Below are 13,409 nucleotides of genomic sequence, written 5' to 3' on the forward strand. Positions count from 1 at the left end.
TCCCGGTCCGTGCGCCCGGACGACGGCAGCTTCGACCCCGGAACGGGATCATTCGATCATGGCGTAGTCCGGGCGCTCCATCGGATTGGGGGTTGCCCCCTTGATGTTCATGCCCCGGCCAGGGGCGAAACCCGGAAAGAACACAAGGCCCTGGGCTTCAAGACAGAACGCCAGGGCCAGGCGCGTCACGTCTCGAATATCGAAGCCGGCTTCGAAACGCTGTATGGCTTGTACCGAGACCGTCGATTCGCGGGATAGCTGCTCCATGTCCCAGCCCAGCATGTCGCGGGCCTGGGTACAGTGCGTTGGGGTGAACTGGTAGAGAGCGATACGTTCCAGGGTGATTTTCATCGCTAGAGAGGCCATGGTTTCTCCGGAAGGTCGATGCGTTGATTTGTACTGTATATTTGTACAGTTGTTTGGCTTCCAGATCAAACCCGATTGTTGTTGCTGTGGAGCCCTTTGGTCACAGGGTCTTTCCCAGCGCCGGCTCCAGGCGGTTCAGATAGAGGGTTGGGGGCTGTCCCAGCACCCGGCGAAACATGGTCGAGAATGCACCGGGGCTGTCGTAGCCGAAGTCCAGAGCGATTCGTGTCACGCTCTGCGCCTCTGCCAGGCGTGCCAGGGCCTGGACTACGCAGGCCTGTTGGCGCCATTGAATGAAGCTCATGCCCGTCTGCTGGCGGAAGCTGCGATTGAAAGTTCGCAGGCTGACATGCAAGTGATCGGCCCAGCGTTGAGGGGACTGGTGGATATCGGGACAGGCGAGAAAGGCCTGGCACAGCTCCAGCAGAGCTCCCGCGGCAGGCAAGGGGATGTGCAAGGGCAGGGGGCGGCAGCGCTGCAATTCCTGCAGCAACAGTTCGACCAGTAATCCATCACGTCCTCGTTGATCGTATTCAAGAGGAATCTCCACCGCCTCCAGCAGCAATTGGCGCAGCAGTGGCGAAACGCCGATGACCCGGCAGCTACTGCTGTCCAGCGGGGCCGCGGCAGGCTCGATGTACAGGCTGCGGGTGCTGACTCCAAGCATCAGCACTTCATGCTCCACTCCCGGGGGGATCCACACCGCTCGCTGGGGAGGAACCACCCAGTTTCCCAGGTCGGTGCCCACTTGCATGACGCCAGTGGCGCCGTACAAGAGTTGCGCCCGCCGATGACGATGGCGTGGCAGGCGTTGCCCATCGGCGTAGTCGGTGCCGATGGCGAGCACCGGGCGTGGGGTCTGGTCCAGTTGGTCAATGGAGATATTGCGCATGCAAACAAGTCTCGTGCCTGGCGTAAACACCAACATTATTGGCTGACTTGCTGAAGCCGGCCAAGCCCCCTCGTTCTATCGTGCAGCTCCTTGGCTGACGGATGCTGTTCGATGTTCTATCTACTGCTGGCAATCTTTGGTTGCATGACAGGCATCAGTGCGGTGCTGTTCGGTTTCGGCGGCGGCTTCGTGGTGGTGCCCCTGTTGTACTGGATGCTCCTGGGCACTCATGGGGCAGGCTCGGCAGCGGGGCAATCGGCGATGCACATCGCGGTGGCCACTTCCACCTGCGTGATGATCGTCAATGCCCTGGTCGCCAGCCGTCGGCATCAGCGTGCAGGCAATCTGATCCGTCACTACCTGTGGCCTCTGGGAGCCTACATCGGCCTGGGGGCCATCTTCGGCGCGGCAGCGGCCATGTGGGTCAGTGGCGAGATGATTCGCTATGCCTTCATTGCCTATCTGGCTGTGACCATCGCCGATTGCTTGCTGCGGCGCGGCTTTCTCGAACAGGCCAAAGGGCTGGAGGCGCGTCGTCTGGGCACCGCAGAAACCCTCTTCGGCGGCGTAGGCATCGGTGTGATTGCCACCTTCCTGGGGGTCGGCGGCAGCGTGATGACGGTTCCGCTGTTGCGCCGTTGCGGCCTGACCATGACCCAGGCCACCTCGATGGCCAACCCCTTGAGCGTGCCGGTGGCGCTGGCGGGTACGGCCACCTACCTGTTGCTTGCCGGGTTCAGCCGCTTCGACCTGGGGCCCTGGTTCGTCGGTTATGTCGACCTGATGGCGTTCCTGGTGCTGACCCTGGGGTCGCTCTTGGGCATTCGCCTGGCCACGCCCTGGATCGGCCGGATCCCGGATCGGGTGCATGCGCGGGTGTACATCGGGCTGCTGGTACTGGTGCTGCTGAGCATGTGCCTGAAGTGATGGGCACATCACGCTCGGTGGCTCGATTGTCTTGGAAGGGCGGTTCATAATTGCCTACCGCCACTCTGGCCGAGACCTCCCTCGGGGAGGCTCCGGCGTCCAATGCAAGGGACTCACAATGGTTAATGGAATGATGCGCCGGCTGCTCTGTGTCCTGTGGTTGTCGATCCTGGGGTCGACTGCGCAGGCTTCGTCTTCCGAACAGGTTCTTGTCGGCACCTTGGGCAGGATGCCGATCGTGATGGAGCTCAGCATCAGCGATCCGCAGAAGGTCACGGGGCGTTATTTCTATCAGAAGTACCACCGTGACCTGGCTCTGGCAGGCACGCTCGAAGGGCAGTCGTTGCAGTTGCGCGAAGGTCGGCAGGGCTACGAGCAGGACTCACCGCCCCAGGCCACCTTGCAGTTGCAGCGCACTGCCGATGGCTGGCAGGGCCAGTGGCAGGGGGCCAAGGGCAAGGTCCTGGAGGTCCGGCTGGCACCCGCCAGCGCCGAGGCGCCAACGCCGGAGGCTTTGCCCTACCTGGCTCAGCTGTACCAGAAAGACCTGTACGAGTACTTGCGTTTTCAGGGCCTGCCGCTCAAGCAGGGCAAGCAGCAGAACTTCATGGGCTACACGCTGCAATGGTGGAGCGAGCCATCGTCGCAACTGTCGATGTTCAAGGTGATTGCCGGTTACCCGCAAGACCGGCAAGACCTGCTCAACCAGTTGCTGATGGAGCGTCTGTGGCGCGAGGTGCAGGCTTATCACGAATGCCTGCTGGAGGCCGGCGAGAGCGGCGAGTTCACGCAGACCGTCAAGCCGCAGTTTTTCTCCCGGACGTTGCTCAGCGTCAACATAGGCACCAGCTACACCTGCGGCGGTGCTCATCCGGACAATGGCGACTCGCCCCTGAACATCGATGTGAACAGTGGCCGCAGCCTGCTCCTGACGGATGTGTTGTGGGTAGGTAAGGGGCAGCCCCTGAAGCCGGCCGACTACAGCGCCCTGTATGAGTACAACACGGGGCGGTTGGGGCCATGGCTGGTCAAGCAGTTCACGGCCCTGCACCCGCGTGAAATGCGGCCGATCAGCGAGGATGAAGGCTGCAACTACAGTGACCCCAGCGTGTGGGGCGATAACGCCTGGTATTTCACGCCCAAGGGCTTGTTCATCAAGGCCCTCTTTCCGCGGGTACAGCGCGCGTGCGACGGACCGGAGTGGGCCGTGCTGCCGTACTCGGTGATCAGGAAACACCCTGGCGCCATGGTCCTGGAACTGCCCCAGCGCTGAAAGCTGCAGTCCGTCCTGGGGTTACTTTGCCTCCAGCCCCGGGGCCTCGCGGATCACGAAATGATCCAGGTTCTCGATATTGGCGCTGAACACCCCGAAGCTCGCGTCGGGGTGTTTCTTGCTCGGCACCTGCTTGAAGACAGGCGTCACGCCGTAGAAAAAACAGTACAGCTCGCGCTGGCTGTCGATGGCGAGCTTGATCTCTTCCAGAAAGGCTTTGCGCTTGCGGTAGTTGTCGACCAGTTTCTTGCTCAGGTAGACGTTGACTGAATAGGGTTTCTTCTTGCCCTCATCTCCTTCCTTGAACCAGACCTTCTGGGCGAAATCGATGCGAAAACTCTGGGTGTAGTCCTTGATCTGCTTGATCTTGCCCCAGTAGATCAACCCGTTGTTGTCCTGCAGGTACTCGATCTTCTTGAAGAACGAGGCATAGGACGCCGTGTGTTCACCAATCTTCAACGGCATGCGCTTGAGCAGGTCCTGATCGTCGATATTCGACACGAAGCATTCCACCGGATGGGCGAAGACACTGGTCTTGTCCGGAACGCCGTCGTGCTCGGCGCGGGGCTGAACGGTCTTGACGGCGCTGGCTGGCTGCAGGGTTGCGGGGTTGTCCGGCGAAGTGACCGGAGCCACTGGCTGGCGCACGTATTCACGACGGGTCAGCAGCAACTCCGAAGGGAAATGTTCCTCGCGATCGTTGTCGGTCGCCGCGTTGTCGGGGTTGCCCACCGTCCTGCTGGCCGCGTAGGGGCAGCCTTCTGCATGCCGGGTGCCGGGCAGGTTCTTGAAGTGCGGCGTGCGGATGTAGTTGAGGTTCTTGGCATTGAAGGTGCCCAACTGGTTGCTGGCCTCGAACGCAGTGCGGCATTCGTCGTTGGGGCATTGGAAGCGTTCCCTGGCCGAGTCGAAATCCATGGTTTCATCGAAGTTCAGGTCCCGCACGTCATAGATCGACAGCTTGTCGTCGAGGCTGATGCAGTAGGCGGTGGCGAATTTCATGGGAGCCTGGATCCTTGGGCGGGGGAGGAGACTTTATAGCGTTAGCTCCGCAAGCCTGCACCTGTTCTTTGCAGGCCAGGGCCCTGCCAATGGGAGGGGCCGCGACAGCGTCTTCCCCCGTGTCCGGCAGCCATCGCTGATTCCTCGCACAGGCCTTTGGTGACTAGAGGGAAGGGTGCAGGCCGCCATCCATGTCGATGACGGCACCGGTTACGTAGCTGGCTCGGGAGCTGGCCAGGAACAGGGCGACATCGGCGATCTCCGCAGGTGTTGCCAGCCGTCCGATGGGCAGCGCCGCTTCCTTGGCCTCGAGCACCGCCTGGAGGCTCGTGTGGTTGCGTTCCGCCTCGAAGGCCAGGGTCTGTTCCGTGCGGGTGGTCAGGGTCAGGCCGGGGTTGATGGCGTTGATGCGGATGGCATGTGCCGCATGGGCGTTGGCCAGGCCGGCATTGAGGAACAGCAGGGCTGCGTTGGCCAGGCCGCCGGCCAGGTGGTTCGCCATGACGTGGCGGCCGCCGATGCCGATGATGTTGACGATCGCCTTGTCGTCCCGCGACCCGTGGGTGCGCTGGTGGGTAAAGGACTGCAAAGCCTGGTGCTGCATGTTCAGGTAAGGATCGAACTTGGCCTGCAGGGCTTCGTGGAAGTTGGCCGGCTCCAGTGTCTCGAGGGGGTATTTTTTCGCCGCGCCTGCGCAGTTGACCAGGATATCCAGCGGTCCGAATTCACCTTCAAGGCTGGCCATGGCCTGCTCGCACCCTGTGGTCGATCCCAGGTCCTGGGCATGCACGATCACCGGTAAGCCACGTTGGGCGAATTCGGCCTGGGCGGCCGTGAGGTTGGCAGGGTCGCGGGAGATGATCGCGACTTGTGCACCCTCTGCCGCGAAGGCGATGGCGCATGCCAGCCCTATGCCCTTGCTGCCACCGGTGACGATCACGCGCTTGCCATGCAGATGCAGGTCCATTGCTCACTCCGTTTGCTGTTTGCCGTGTTCCAGTTCGTTCAGGTATTCATCGACTTCATTGGCCAGCCAGCTGGAGAAAACCCGCTGCTTGATCTCCGAGCGCTCCCGGTTGGGCAGCACCAGCCAGTACGGGTAGGGGTAGGGAGCCGTGACCTTCGAAAGCTGGACCAGTTCGCCGCGCTTGATTGCGTCGTGCACCAGGCTGCGGCGCTCCAGCGCGATGCCCTGACCCAGGCGAACGGCCTGCAGCACCAGGTTGGAATCATTGCTGCAGAGGCCGATGCGCGGGACATCCAGGTCCAGCCCGGCGGCCTGGCACCAGGGTTGCCATGACTCCATGTTGAAGATGATGTTGCTGCTGATGATTTCTTCAGGGGTCTGGGGCATGACCCCGCCATTGAAGTGCGGAGCGGCGACCACCAGGGTCTCGTCATGAAAGAGCAGCTGCTGCTCCAGCCCGTCCCAGTCGCCCTTGCCCATGCGAATCCCGACGTCCACCGATTCCCGGGTCAGGTTCGAGACTGCGAGGCTAGCCTGCAGCCGGATGCTGATGTGTGGTTGCAATTGCTGGAAACGCGGCAAGCGTGGCAGCAGCCAGCTGAAGCCGAACGAAGGCAGGACGGCCACCACCAGCTCCGTGGATTTGGGCTGGGTCTTGATCAGCCGAGTGGCTTCGGCGATTCCGCTCAATGATTCACGGATCTGCAAGGCGTACAACCGCCCGTCCTCGCTGACCCGCAGGCCCCGTCCCTCTCGCACGAACAGGGTGACGCCGATCATCTCTTCCAGCACTTTGATCTGCTGGCTGATGGCCGAATGGGTGACATGCAGTTCCTTGGCGGCGGCGGTGACGCTGCCCAGCCTTGCAACCGACTCGAAACTGCGCAGGCAGGTGATAGGGGGAATACTCGACATGTAATTTATTCTTACGCGTTATGGTAAAAAATATCGATATATAACTGTGGAGGTTCTCACTAGTGTAAGGACTAGTAAAGTCTTGGACGGCAAGAGGACTAGTGCCATGGACAATGCATGGAGGGGGCGACACACCCCGACGGACAGCCCCGACGGCGATGATCAGCAGTGGCTGCACGTTTCATTGGCCAGGGCGCAGCTGCTTTCGGTACGTTTCGCCCACGATATCTACACTCGAGCAGTGAGCGGCCGGCATTGGATCAGCACCGAGGGCATCGACTTCTCGATTGGCCCCGGCGAACGGGTGAAACTGTCGGCCGGGCTGGCCTTGATCGACGGAGAGGGCGAGCTGCAACTGGCGTCGGCCGAGGTCGACGAGCCACGTTCTTCGTCTGTGCGTTCATGGCGGCTGGCCCAGCTGTTCAAGCGTCGCACGGCGGCGCTAGAGATCAATATCAACTAAGGAGAGTGATGGATGAAACTCATTGGCATGCTGGATTCACCTTATGTGCGCCGGGTGGCCATTTCCCTGGATCTGCTGGGAATCAAGTTCGAACATGACCCGTTGTCGGTGTTCAGCACCTTCGAGGCGTTTTCCCGGATCAACCCCGTGGTCAAGGCGCCAACCCTGGTGCTCGATGATGGTTCCGTCCTGCTGGATTCGACGCTGATCATCGATTATTTCGAGACCTTGAGCGCACCCGCCAGCAAGCTGCTGCCGCAGCAACCGCAAGCCTTGGCCCAGGCCTTGCGTACGCTGGGGCTGGCGCTGGCGGCCTGCGAGAAAACCGTGCAGATCGTCTATGAACACAATCTTCGTCCGGCAGAAAAACTCCACCAACCCTGGATCGAGCGTGTCACCCGGCAATTGCTGGCCGCTTGTGGCGAGCTGGACAAACAACTGGCGGCGCAACCGGCGCAAGGCGAGCGGCCTGACCAGGCTGGCGTCACCAGTGCCGTGGCCTGGTCGTTCATGCAGCTGATGCTGCCCGACGTGGTCAAGGCCGATGACTTCCCGGCCCTCAAGTCCCATGCGGCTCGCCTGGAACAGACCGAACTGTTCAAGCGCTACCCCATCGCCTGAACCCGGGCGCGGTTCGAGCCTGGCTCGACCGCGCCGATTTCCCCTGCCGCCATCCCCTGGCTTTTGCGAGCCGTTGCCATGTACACACTTTATTTCGCGCCGACGGCCAATGGTCACAAGATCCTGATCATGCTGGAGGCGCTGGGCGTGCCTTACCGGATTCACCGGATCAACCTGGCGCTGGGCGAGCAACACCAGCCGGACTTCGCCCGCTTGACGCCCCACGGCAAGATCCCGCTGCTGGTCGACCACGAGCAGGCGTTGAACCTGCCCGAGTCCGCAGCCATCCTCCAGTACCTGGCGGAAACTCACTCACGCTTCCTGCCGTCAGCCGGTGCCGAGCGCTATGGGGTACTGCACTGGCTGGCCTGGCAGGTCAGCAGCCTGGGACCGATGGCCGGGCAGCATTATCACTTCATTCACCAGGGGCTCGAGGGCAACCAGTACGCCAGATCGCGCTACCAGGACCAGACCCTTCATCTGTTCAACACCGTGGAGAAGGCCTTGACCGGGTGCGACTACGTTGCCGGGGCCTATTCGATTGCCGACATGGCCATCTATCCCTGGCTGCGCATCCATGGGCAATTGCAGGTGGATATCCGGGCGCTGCCCAATGTGACTGGCTACCTGCAGCGCATGGCGGCCCGCGCCGAAGTCCTGGCGGCCTATGCCAAGGGAGCGGCGCTGGCAGCGCCACCCCCGGTGCAGGTTCAGGCGGGTATGGCAGCCGGTTGAGCCGTGGCATAGCGACCACCGTGGAAAATCAGCGGATCGCCCTGGGCGTGGCTGAAATCGAGCACCTCGCCAAGGAATATCCAGTGGTCGCCACCGTCGAGCTGACGGTACTTCAGGCATTCGAACTGGGCGATCGCCCCGTGAATCAGCGGCATGTTGTGCTTGCCCAGGGCAAAGCCGACGCTGTGGAACTTGTCGGGCATCGGCTTGGCAAAACGATCGCTGACCTCCCGCTGCCCCTCTGAAAGCACATTGATGGCGAAGCTGTCGGCGACCTGGAAGGCCTCCGCGCTCCAGGACTCCTTGCGCAGGCTCCACAGCACCAGCGCCGGCTCCAGGGACACCGAATTGAAGCTGTTGACCGTCAGGCCGGTCGGCTGGCCCTGGGGGTCCAGGGTCGTCACGATGCAGATGCCCGTGGCGAACTGACCGTAGGCGTTGCGCAGGGCGCGTTTGTCCGTAGCGATGCTGTTCATCGTTGCTTCCTTCTCAAACGAATGATGAAACGCTCGTGATGTCTCCCAGGCATTGGCCCAGGATCGACAAGCCGTCGGCCAGGGTCTGGGTGTCGATGGTCAATGGCATCAGGAAACGAATGACGTTGTGGCGCGGACCGCAGGCCAGCAGCAGCAACCCACGTTGCTGGGCCAGCCTGACCAGCAAGCGGGTGAGGTCGGTGGCCGGCACGCTCTGCCGGGCATCGTCGAACAGCTCCAGCGCCACCATGGCCCCGAGGCCGCGGATTCGGCAATGGACGCCCAGGCCTCGGGTGATTTCGTCCAGCGCGTGAGTCAGCTCGCTGCCCAGGGCAATGGCCTTGTCCAGCAATTGTTCCTGCTCGATGACATCCAGCACCGCCAGGGCCGCGGCGCAGGCCAGGGGATTGCCCGCGTAGGTGCCGCCCAGGCCACCGGGACCGATGCTGTCCATCAGGTCGGCGCGTCCGACCACGCCCGAGAGCGGCAGGCCGCCGGCCACCGATTTGCCGAACACGATCAAGTCGGCATCAACGCCCATCTGTTCCATGGCGAAGAACGTCCCCGTGCGACCTGCGCCGCATTGCACTTCGTCGGCGATCAACAGGATGCCGTGCTGGTCGCACAGGGCCCGCAGCGCGGTCATGAAGGCCGCCGGGGCGGTATGGAAACCGCCTTCGCCCTGCACGGGCTCGATGACGATCGCGGCGATATCGGTCGGTGCCGCATCGCAATGGAAGATCCGCTCGAGGCTGGCCAGGGCCTGTTGCGTATCGACTTCGACACCGTCGGGAAACAGCGCACGGTAGACATGGCCCGGCATCAGTCCCATGGCGCTGCGGTAAGGCGCGACCTTGGCGGTCATGGCCATCGTCAGGAACGTGCGGCCGTGGAAGGCTCCGGTAAAGGCGATGACGCCGGTTCGTCCGGTGGCTGCCCGGGCCACCTTGATGGCGCTTTCCACCGCTTCCGAGCCGGTCGTCAGCAACAGGCTGCGCTTGTCGAACGCCCCCGGCATATAGCCGTTGATGCGCTCGCACACGCTGATGTAGTGCTCGTAGGGCAGCGCTGCGAAGCAGGTGTGCGAGAACAGCGCCAGCTGGGCTTGCACGGCCTCCACCACGCGCGGATGCAAGTGCCCGGTGTTGAGCGCGGCAATGCCGCCGGCGAAGTCGATGTAGCTCCGGTCATTGGCATCGATGAGTCGCGAGTTGCTGGCGCTTTTCACGTAGACGGGGTGGAGCTGGTTGATTCCACGCGCCACGGCGGACTGCCGACGGGCGTCCAAGGACGGGAATTCACTCTGCATGGGGAACCTCCGGTTGTTGGGCCAGACCGCACCCGGCACGGGCTGTTCACGCGTACCGGGCAGCTTGAGGGTTGGGGTCAGCGCTGGCGCCACTGGACCAGGGCCAGGTCGGCTGCCTGGTTCAGCTCTTCGCGGTCGCCGTAGCGGTAGCTGTCGAGGAAGTCGAATTTCACCGGGGTCATGCCGCGATCGAACAGCGGCTTGATACCGCCGGGTGGATTGTGGGCCCACAACAGCAGTGAGTCGGCGAAGGGCTGGCTGGCTCGGGACAGGAAGCGGTTGGAGAAGTCAGCGAAATCGATCGGCAGATGCTCGCGGTTTTCCTCGAACAGGCGCTGCAGTACTTCGATGGTCTGCGCTTCGCTCTGGCTACCCGCTGCGTAGCTCTCCATCGCCGTGCAGGCGTGTTCGAACAGCGCCTCGAAGGCAGGGCTTTCGATGGACAGGTGGCCGGCGTAGCTTGCGTTTTCAAAGGCCTGGCGCAGCTTTGCGTCATCGCCGTCGGCCAGGTAGTCCGCGTAGATCTTGCGCAGGCGCAACACGCCGATATAGCTGCCGCTGATCCACACCCGGAACCAGGCATTCCACAGCGTGAAGCTGTCGAAGGCGGTAAAGGAATTGGCCACCAGGCGGTCGTTGATCCTGACCACCTCCAGGCTGTAGTCCTGGTAGGCGAGGAAGTCGGTCTTGTCCCAGGTGTTGGTCCTGACCGCGTCGATGAGCGCGGGCGCCACGCGAGCGATCGACTCGAAGGTGTTGACCAGGCCGCGGGAAAACAGCGGATCGACAAACCCCACCGCGTGTCCCAGCAGGCAGTAGCGATCGCCCACGCTTTCGCGGCTGGTGTAGTTCAGCCGTGGGGCCACGGTCCATTCGCGCACGCGGGCGGCGCCTTCGAAGTGACGGGCCACCGTGGGGTGTTCATCGAGAAAGCGCTGGAACTCTTGTTCTGGATCGACCGCAGGCCCGTGTTTGTCGATGTCCACTTGCAGGCCGATGCTGCACAGGGTGTTGGTCGAATGCGGGTGGTTGTCGAACGGAATGATCCACAGCCAACCGCCTTCGAACATGTGGTGCAGAGTGCTTTGTGCCAAGGCTGTCGGCGAGCCCGTGACGTCGGTGCCGGCCACTGCCTCTTCGTACAACTTCACTCCGGTCATGTGGGTGAAGAGCGAGCGCGTGCGTGCCTGCATCTCGCGTGCGCCTTTGCGCAGCTCGAACTTGTCGGCGATCGGCGAGCGATAACCGGCGGCGTCGACCACGTAGCTGGCCTTGATCTGTTCATTGCCCAGGTTCAGCAGCATGCCGTCTGGCGTCTCTTCGATGTCCTGAATGCGCACTTGCTGGCGGACCGTGGCGCCCAGGCGGGCTGCCAGTGCCAGGTAGTAGGCATCGACGTCCTGGCGAAACAGGTGGGCTTCTGGCGCGATGACCGGGGTGGACACGACATCCAGCGGGTTGTGCTCGCAGTTCTTGCCGTTCCAGGCAAAGCTGAAGGCCAGCTTGATGCCGGCGCTGGAGGAGCCGACATGCTTGATCAGCGAGTTGAGTTCGCCGGGGTACGCCAGTTCCGCAATGCCGTAGCGCTTGGCAAGGATTTTCAGCAGCACGGCGCTTTCCGGCACCATCGATTCGCCAACGGCAAAGCGTGGATGGCTGCCTGCATCGATGATGACGGTCTTGACGCCTTGGCTGGCCAGAATCGCTCCCAGCATGGTGCCTGCGATACCGCTACCGATGATTGCTACATCAAAAGTCTGGTTGTGCATTTTTCGATTTCTCAATGTGGAGGGCGAAGGGGGCAGTCACAAGCAAACGAGCCGCGTCTGGACCTCGATCCCACGATCGGGCTCGAAGTCGGCGCGGCACAGGAACAGGTATTCGGCCTGGCCGCTTTGCAGCCAGTGTTGCGCCAGGCTGTCGGCGATGGGCCGGGACGTGGCCTCGGGCATCGTCAACACCAGGGTCGGCCCCTGGAAGCCATAACGGGTGCAGCAGATGGAGAGCGGAGCGCCGGCATTGGCGTTGATGAAGTCGACCGGCGACACGCGGCCGCGCGCCTGGAGGTCGCTCACGATCTTGCCGGTCAGCTGGCTGGGGAACGCACTTCCGTACTGGATCATGCCGACATTGGCACGGTGCTCCTCCAGCGCTCCGACATGCTGTTGATGCAAGGCACTGACGCTTTCCAGCACGCTGAAGACCAGCGGGTCCGAACTCTTGAGGCCCCGACGCAGGTTTTCGTCGAGATCCGAATAGGTCAGCGAATGGGCGTTGCTGATATCGAGTGTTTTCATCTCAGATCCTCGGGCGGCCTTATTGGTCGAAGCGCTGGAACACCAGGGCCGTGTTGAAACCGCCGAAACCTATGGTCAGGCTCAGGCCTACCTTGCTGCGGGTGCTGGCCGGCTGCCCGACCGGCAGGTCGAACTCCAGGTTCGGCAGCGGTTGCTGCAGGCCGAACACCGCTGGCACGACCTGGGTCTGCAGGGCCTTGATCAGCGCAATGGCCTCGATGGCGCCGGTGGCCCCAAGGGTGTGTCCGAAGGCACCCTTGGTGGCGAAGACCAGAGGGTGGTAGTCGCCGAAGTACTCGTTGTAGGCAGTGCTCTCGACCCGGTCGTTGGTGTAGGTGCCCGAGCCGTGGGCATTGATCAGGCCGACCTGGTTGCGGCTCAGGTCGGCCTGCGCCAGTGCGCGATCCAGCGCCAGGCGGATGCCTGCTCCGGTTTCATCCGGCGCGGTCAAGCCGGCGGCATCGTTGGCGGCGCCACAACCCAGCAGATAGGCATAGGGCTTGTGTTTCTCCAGCCCTTCGCGTTGCAGCACGACAAACCCCGCACCCTCGCCCAGCAGGGTGCCGTCGTGGCCCTGGTCGAAGGATTTCAAGGTGGTCGCCGAGAGCGTGCCCAGCGCTGTGTGGGCCAGCCGCTTGGCGTCCCCCAGCACGTCGGCTCCGCCGCAAACGCACAGGTCGGCCTGTCCCGAGCGAATCAGGTGGGCGCCCAGCAGGATGGCGTCGGAACCCGACGAACAGGCGGTCGACAGGGCCAGCGCGGACAACCCGACCCTGGCGCCCACTTCATCCGTCCAGTGGTGCAGCGGATCTTGGTGAAACGGCTCGCTGTCGAGCCGGTAACCCAGGCTCGTGCCGATGATCAGCAGCGCGTGGGGGTTGGGCGCCTGTCCATCGACCCTGGCATCGCGCAACGCCGACTCGACGGCCTTCGCGGTGAGCTCGATCAGCCGCGCCTTGTGGTCGGGGTTGTCGATGTCCTCGAGGTACGCGGCACGGTCATTCTTGAGCCGCAATTCACTGGGCAGGGGCCGCACGCCTGACTGGCCGTCGAGCAGGCGCGCCGTGACGGCATTCACGTCGTCGCCCAGTGCGGTGTTCCATCCCAGACCTGTAACAACGACGACATTTGATCTGACGTCCATGATCGTCACCTCATACATAGTG

Annotated in this window: 15 protein-coding genes; 5 read left to right on the forward strand and 10 right to left on the reverse strand. The window is 62.7% G+C overall.

Annotated features, from left to right (window positions below; translation table 11 throughout):
* Positions 1 to 48: 48 nt before the first annotated feature.
* Positions 49 to 366 carry a helix-turn-helix domain-containing protein gene (locus LGQ10_RS27145; RefSeq protein ID WP_058436767.1) on the reverse strand — a complete coding sequence of 106 codons (318 nt, stop codon included), beginning with the start codon at positions 364 to 366 and terminating at the stop codon, positions 49 to 51.
* Between the two features lie 100 nt (positions 367 to 466).
* A complete protein-coding gene (locus tag LGQ10_RS27150; protein WP_226523737.1) occupies positions 467 to 1,258 on the reverse strand; it encodes an AraC family transcriptional regulator in 792 nt (263 codons plus the stop codon).
* A 111-nt stretch (positions 1,259 to 1,369) separates the two neighbouring features.
* On the opposite strand from LGQ10_RS27150, the gene LGQ10_RS27155 reads away from it, so the two are divergent.
* The gene (locus LGQ10_RS27155) at positions 1,370 to 2,185 is read left to right on the forward strand and encodes a sulfite exporter TauE/SafE family protein (protein WP_226523738.1); all 816 of its coding nucleotides are present in this window, start codon (positions 1,370 to 1,372) and stop codon (positions 2,183 to 2,185) included.
* 118 nt (positions 2,186 to 2,303) lie between these two features.
* Positions 2,304 to 3,458 carry a hypothetical protein gene (locus LGQ10_RS27160; RefSeq protein WP_226523739.1) on the forward strand — a complete coding sequence of 385 codons (1,155 nt, stop codon included), beginning with the start codon at positions 2,304 to 2,306 and terminating at the stop codon, positions 3,456 to 3,458.
* Positions 3,459 to 3,479: 21 nt separating this feature from the next.
* Here LGQ10_RS27160 and LGQ10_RS27165 read toward each other — a convergent pair whose 3' ends face one another.
* From LGQ10_RS27165 to LGQ10_RS27175, 3 genes are all read right to left on the reverse strand, one after another.
* Positions 3,480 to 4,460 (reverse strand): hypothetical protein, encoded by a 981-nt coding sequence (locus LGQ10_RS27165; RefSeq protein WP_058434491.1) that lies wholly within the window; start codon positions 4,458 to 4,460, stop codon positions 3,480 to 3,482.
* A gap of 163 nt (positions 4,461 to 4,623) precedes the next feature.
* The gene (locus tag LGQ10_RS27170; protein WP_058434490.1) at positions 4,624 to 5,427 is read right to left on the reverse strand and encodes an SDR family NAD(P)-dependent oxidoreductase; all 804 of its coding nucleotides are present in this window, start codon (positions 5,425 to 5,427) and stop codon (positions 4,624 to 4,626) included.
* A 3-nt stretch (positions 5,428 to 5,430) separates the two neighbouring features.
* A complete protein-coding gene (locus LGQ10_RS27175; RefSeq protein WP_226523740.1) occupies positions 5,431 to 6,342 on the reverse strand; it encodes a LysR substrate-binding domain-containing protein in 912 nt (303 codons plus the stop codon).
* 106 nt (positions 6,343 to 6,448) lie between these two features.
* On the opposite strand from LGQ10_RS27175, the gene LGQ10_RS27180 reads away from it, so the two are divergent.
* The 3 genes from LGQ10_RS27180 to LGQ10_RS27190 all read left to right on the forward strand — a co-directional run bounded on the left by LGQ10_RS27180 (position 6,449) and on the right by LGQ10_RS27190 (position 8,161).
* Positions 6,449 to 6,805 (forward strand): hypothetical protein, encoded by a 357-nt coding sequence (locus tag LGQ10_RS27180; RefSeq protein ID WP_226523741.1) that lies wholly within the window; start codon positions 6,449 to 6,451, stop codon positions 6,803 to 6,805.
* 12 nt (positions 6,806 to 6,817) lie between these two features.
* Complete coding sequence (locus tag LGQ10_RS27185; protein WP_058434487.1) at positions 6,818 to 7,426, forward strand: glutathione S-transferase; 609 nt, start codon at positions 6,818 to 6,820, stop codon at positions 7,424 to 7,426.
* A 78-nt stretch (positions 7,427 to 7,504) separates the two neighbouring features.
* Positions 7,505 to 8,161 carry a glutathione S-transferase family protein gene (locus LGQ10_RS27190; RefSeq protein WP_226523742.1) on the forward strand — a complete coding sequence of 219 codons (657 nt, stop codon included), beginning with the start codon at positions 7,505 to 7,507 and terminating at the stop codon, positions 8,159 to 8,161.
* Here the strand turns inward: LGQ10_RS27190 and LGQ10_RS27195 are convergent.
* From LGQ10_RS27195 to LGQ10_RS27215, 5 genes are all read right to left on the reverse strand, one after another.
* Entirely contained in the window at positions 8,137 to 8,637 is a 501-nt protein-coding gene (locus tag LGQ10_RS27195) for a flavin reductase family protein (protein ID WP_226523743.1), read from the reverse strand. The genes LGQ10_RS27190 and LGQ10_RS27195 overlap by 25 nt on opposite strands.
* 13 nt (positions 8,638 to 8,650) lie before the next feature.
* Positions 8,651 to 9,946 (reverse strand): aminotransferase class III-fold pyridoxal phosphate-dependent enzyme, encoded by a 1,296-nt coding sequence (locus LGQ10_RS27200; protein ID WP_226523744.1) that lies wholly within the window; start codon positions 9,944 to 9,946, stop codon positions 8,651 to 8,653.
* 77 nt (positions 9,947 to 10,023) lie between these two features.
* Positions 10,024 to 11,715: an NAD(P)/FAD-dependent oxidoreductase gene (locus LGQ10_RS27205; RefSeq protein WP_226523745.1), complete on the reverse strand. Its 1,692-nt coding sequence runs from the start codon at positions 11,713 to 11,715 to the stop codon at positions 10,024 to 10,026.
* Between the two features lie 36 nt (positions 11,716 to 11,751).
* Positions 11,752 to 12,243 carry a hypothetical protein gene (locus tag LGQ10_RS27210; RefSeq protein ID WP_058434482.1) on the reverse strand — a complete coding sequence of 164 codons (492 nt, stop codon included), beginning with the start codon at positions 12,241 to 12,243 and terminating at the stop codon, positions 11,752 to 11,754.
* Positions 12,244 to 12,262: 19 nt separating this feature from the next.
* On the reverse strand, positions 12,263 to 13,387 hold the full coding sequence (locus LGQ10_RS27215; protein WP_058434481.1) for a beta-ketoacyl-[acyl-carrier-protein] synthase family protein: 1,125 nt from the start codon (positions 13,385 to 13,387) through the stop codon (positions 12,263 to 12,265).
* Positions 13,388 to 13,409 lie beyond the last annotated feature (22 nt).

The sequence above is a fragment of the Pseudomonas sp. L5B5 genome, assembly GCF_020520285.1.
GTDB lineage: Bacteria > Pseudomonadota > Gammaproteobacteria > Pseudomonadales > Pseudomonadaceae > Aquipseudomonas.

Excerpts from the sequence above, each read along its gene's own strand:
- LGQ10_RS27145 (WP_058436767.1), bottom strand. The coding sequence starts at position 366 with ATGGCCTCTCTAGCGATGAAAATCACCCTGGAACGTATCGCTCTCTAC.
- LGQ10_RS27150 (WP_226523737.1), bottom strand. The coding sequence starts at position 1,258 with ATGCGCAATATCTCCATTGACCAACTGGACCAGACCCCACGCCCGGTG.
- LGQ10_RS27155 (WP_226523738.1), top strand. The coding sequence starts at position 1,370 with ATGTTCTATCTACTGCTGGCAATCTTTGGTTGCATGACAGGCATCAGT.
- LGQ10_RS27160 (WP_226523739.1), top strand. The coding sequence starts at position 2,304 with ATGGTTAATGGAATGATGCGCCGGCTGCTCTGTGTCCTGTGGTTGTCG.
- LGQ10_RS27165 (WP_058434491.1), bottom strand. The coding sequence starts at position 4,460 with ATGAAATTCGCCACCGCCTACTGCATCAGCCTCGACGACAAGCTGTCG.
- LGQ10_RS27170 (WP_058434490.1), bottom strand. The coding sequence starts at position 5,427 with ATGGACCTGCATCTGCATGGCAAGCGCGTGATCGTCACCGGTGGCAGC.
- LGQ10_RS27175 (WP_226523740.1), bottom strand. The coding sequence starts at position 6,342 with ATGTCGAGTATTCCCCCTATCACCTGCCTGCGCAGTTTCGAGTCGGTT.
- LGQ10_RS27180 (WP_226523741.1), top strand. The coding sequence starts at position 6,449 with ATGGACAATGCATGGAGGGGGCGACACACCCCGACGGACAGCCCCGAC.
- LGQ10_RS27185 (WP_058434487.1), top strand. The coding sequence starts at position 6,818 with ATGAAACTCATTGGCATGCTGGATTCACCTTATGTGCGCCGGGTGGCC.
- LGQ10_RS27190 (WP_226523742.1), top strand. The coding sequence starts at position 7,505 with ATGTACACACTTTATTTCGCGCCGACGGCCAATGGTCACAAGATCCTG.
- LGQ10_RS27195 (WP_226523743.1), bottom strand. The coding sequence starts at position 8,637 with ATGAACAGCATCGCTACGGACAAACGCGCCCTGCGCAACGCCTACGGT.
- LGQ10_RS27200 (WP_226523744.1), bottom strand. The coding sequence starts at position 9,946 with ATGCAGAGTGAATTCCCGTCCTTGGACGCCCGTCGGCAGTCCGCCGTG.
- LGQ10_RS27205 (WP_226523745.1), bottom strand. The coding sequence starts at position 11,715 with ATGCACAACCAGACTTTTGATGTAGCAATCATCGGTAGCGGTATCGCA.
- LGQ10_RS27210 (WP_058434482.1), bottom strand. The coding sequence starts at position 12,243 with ATGAAAACACTCGATATCAGCAACGCCCATTCGCTGACCTATTCGGAT.
- LGQ10_RS27215 (WP_058434481.1), bottom strand. The coding sequence starts at position 13,387 with ATGGACGTCAGATCAAATGTCGTCGTTGTTACAGGTCTGGGATGGAAC.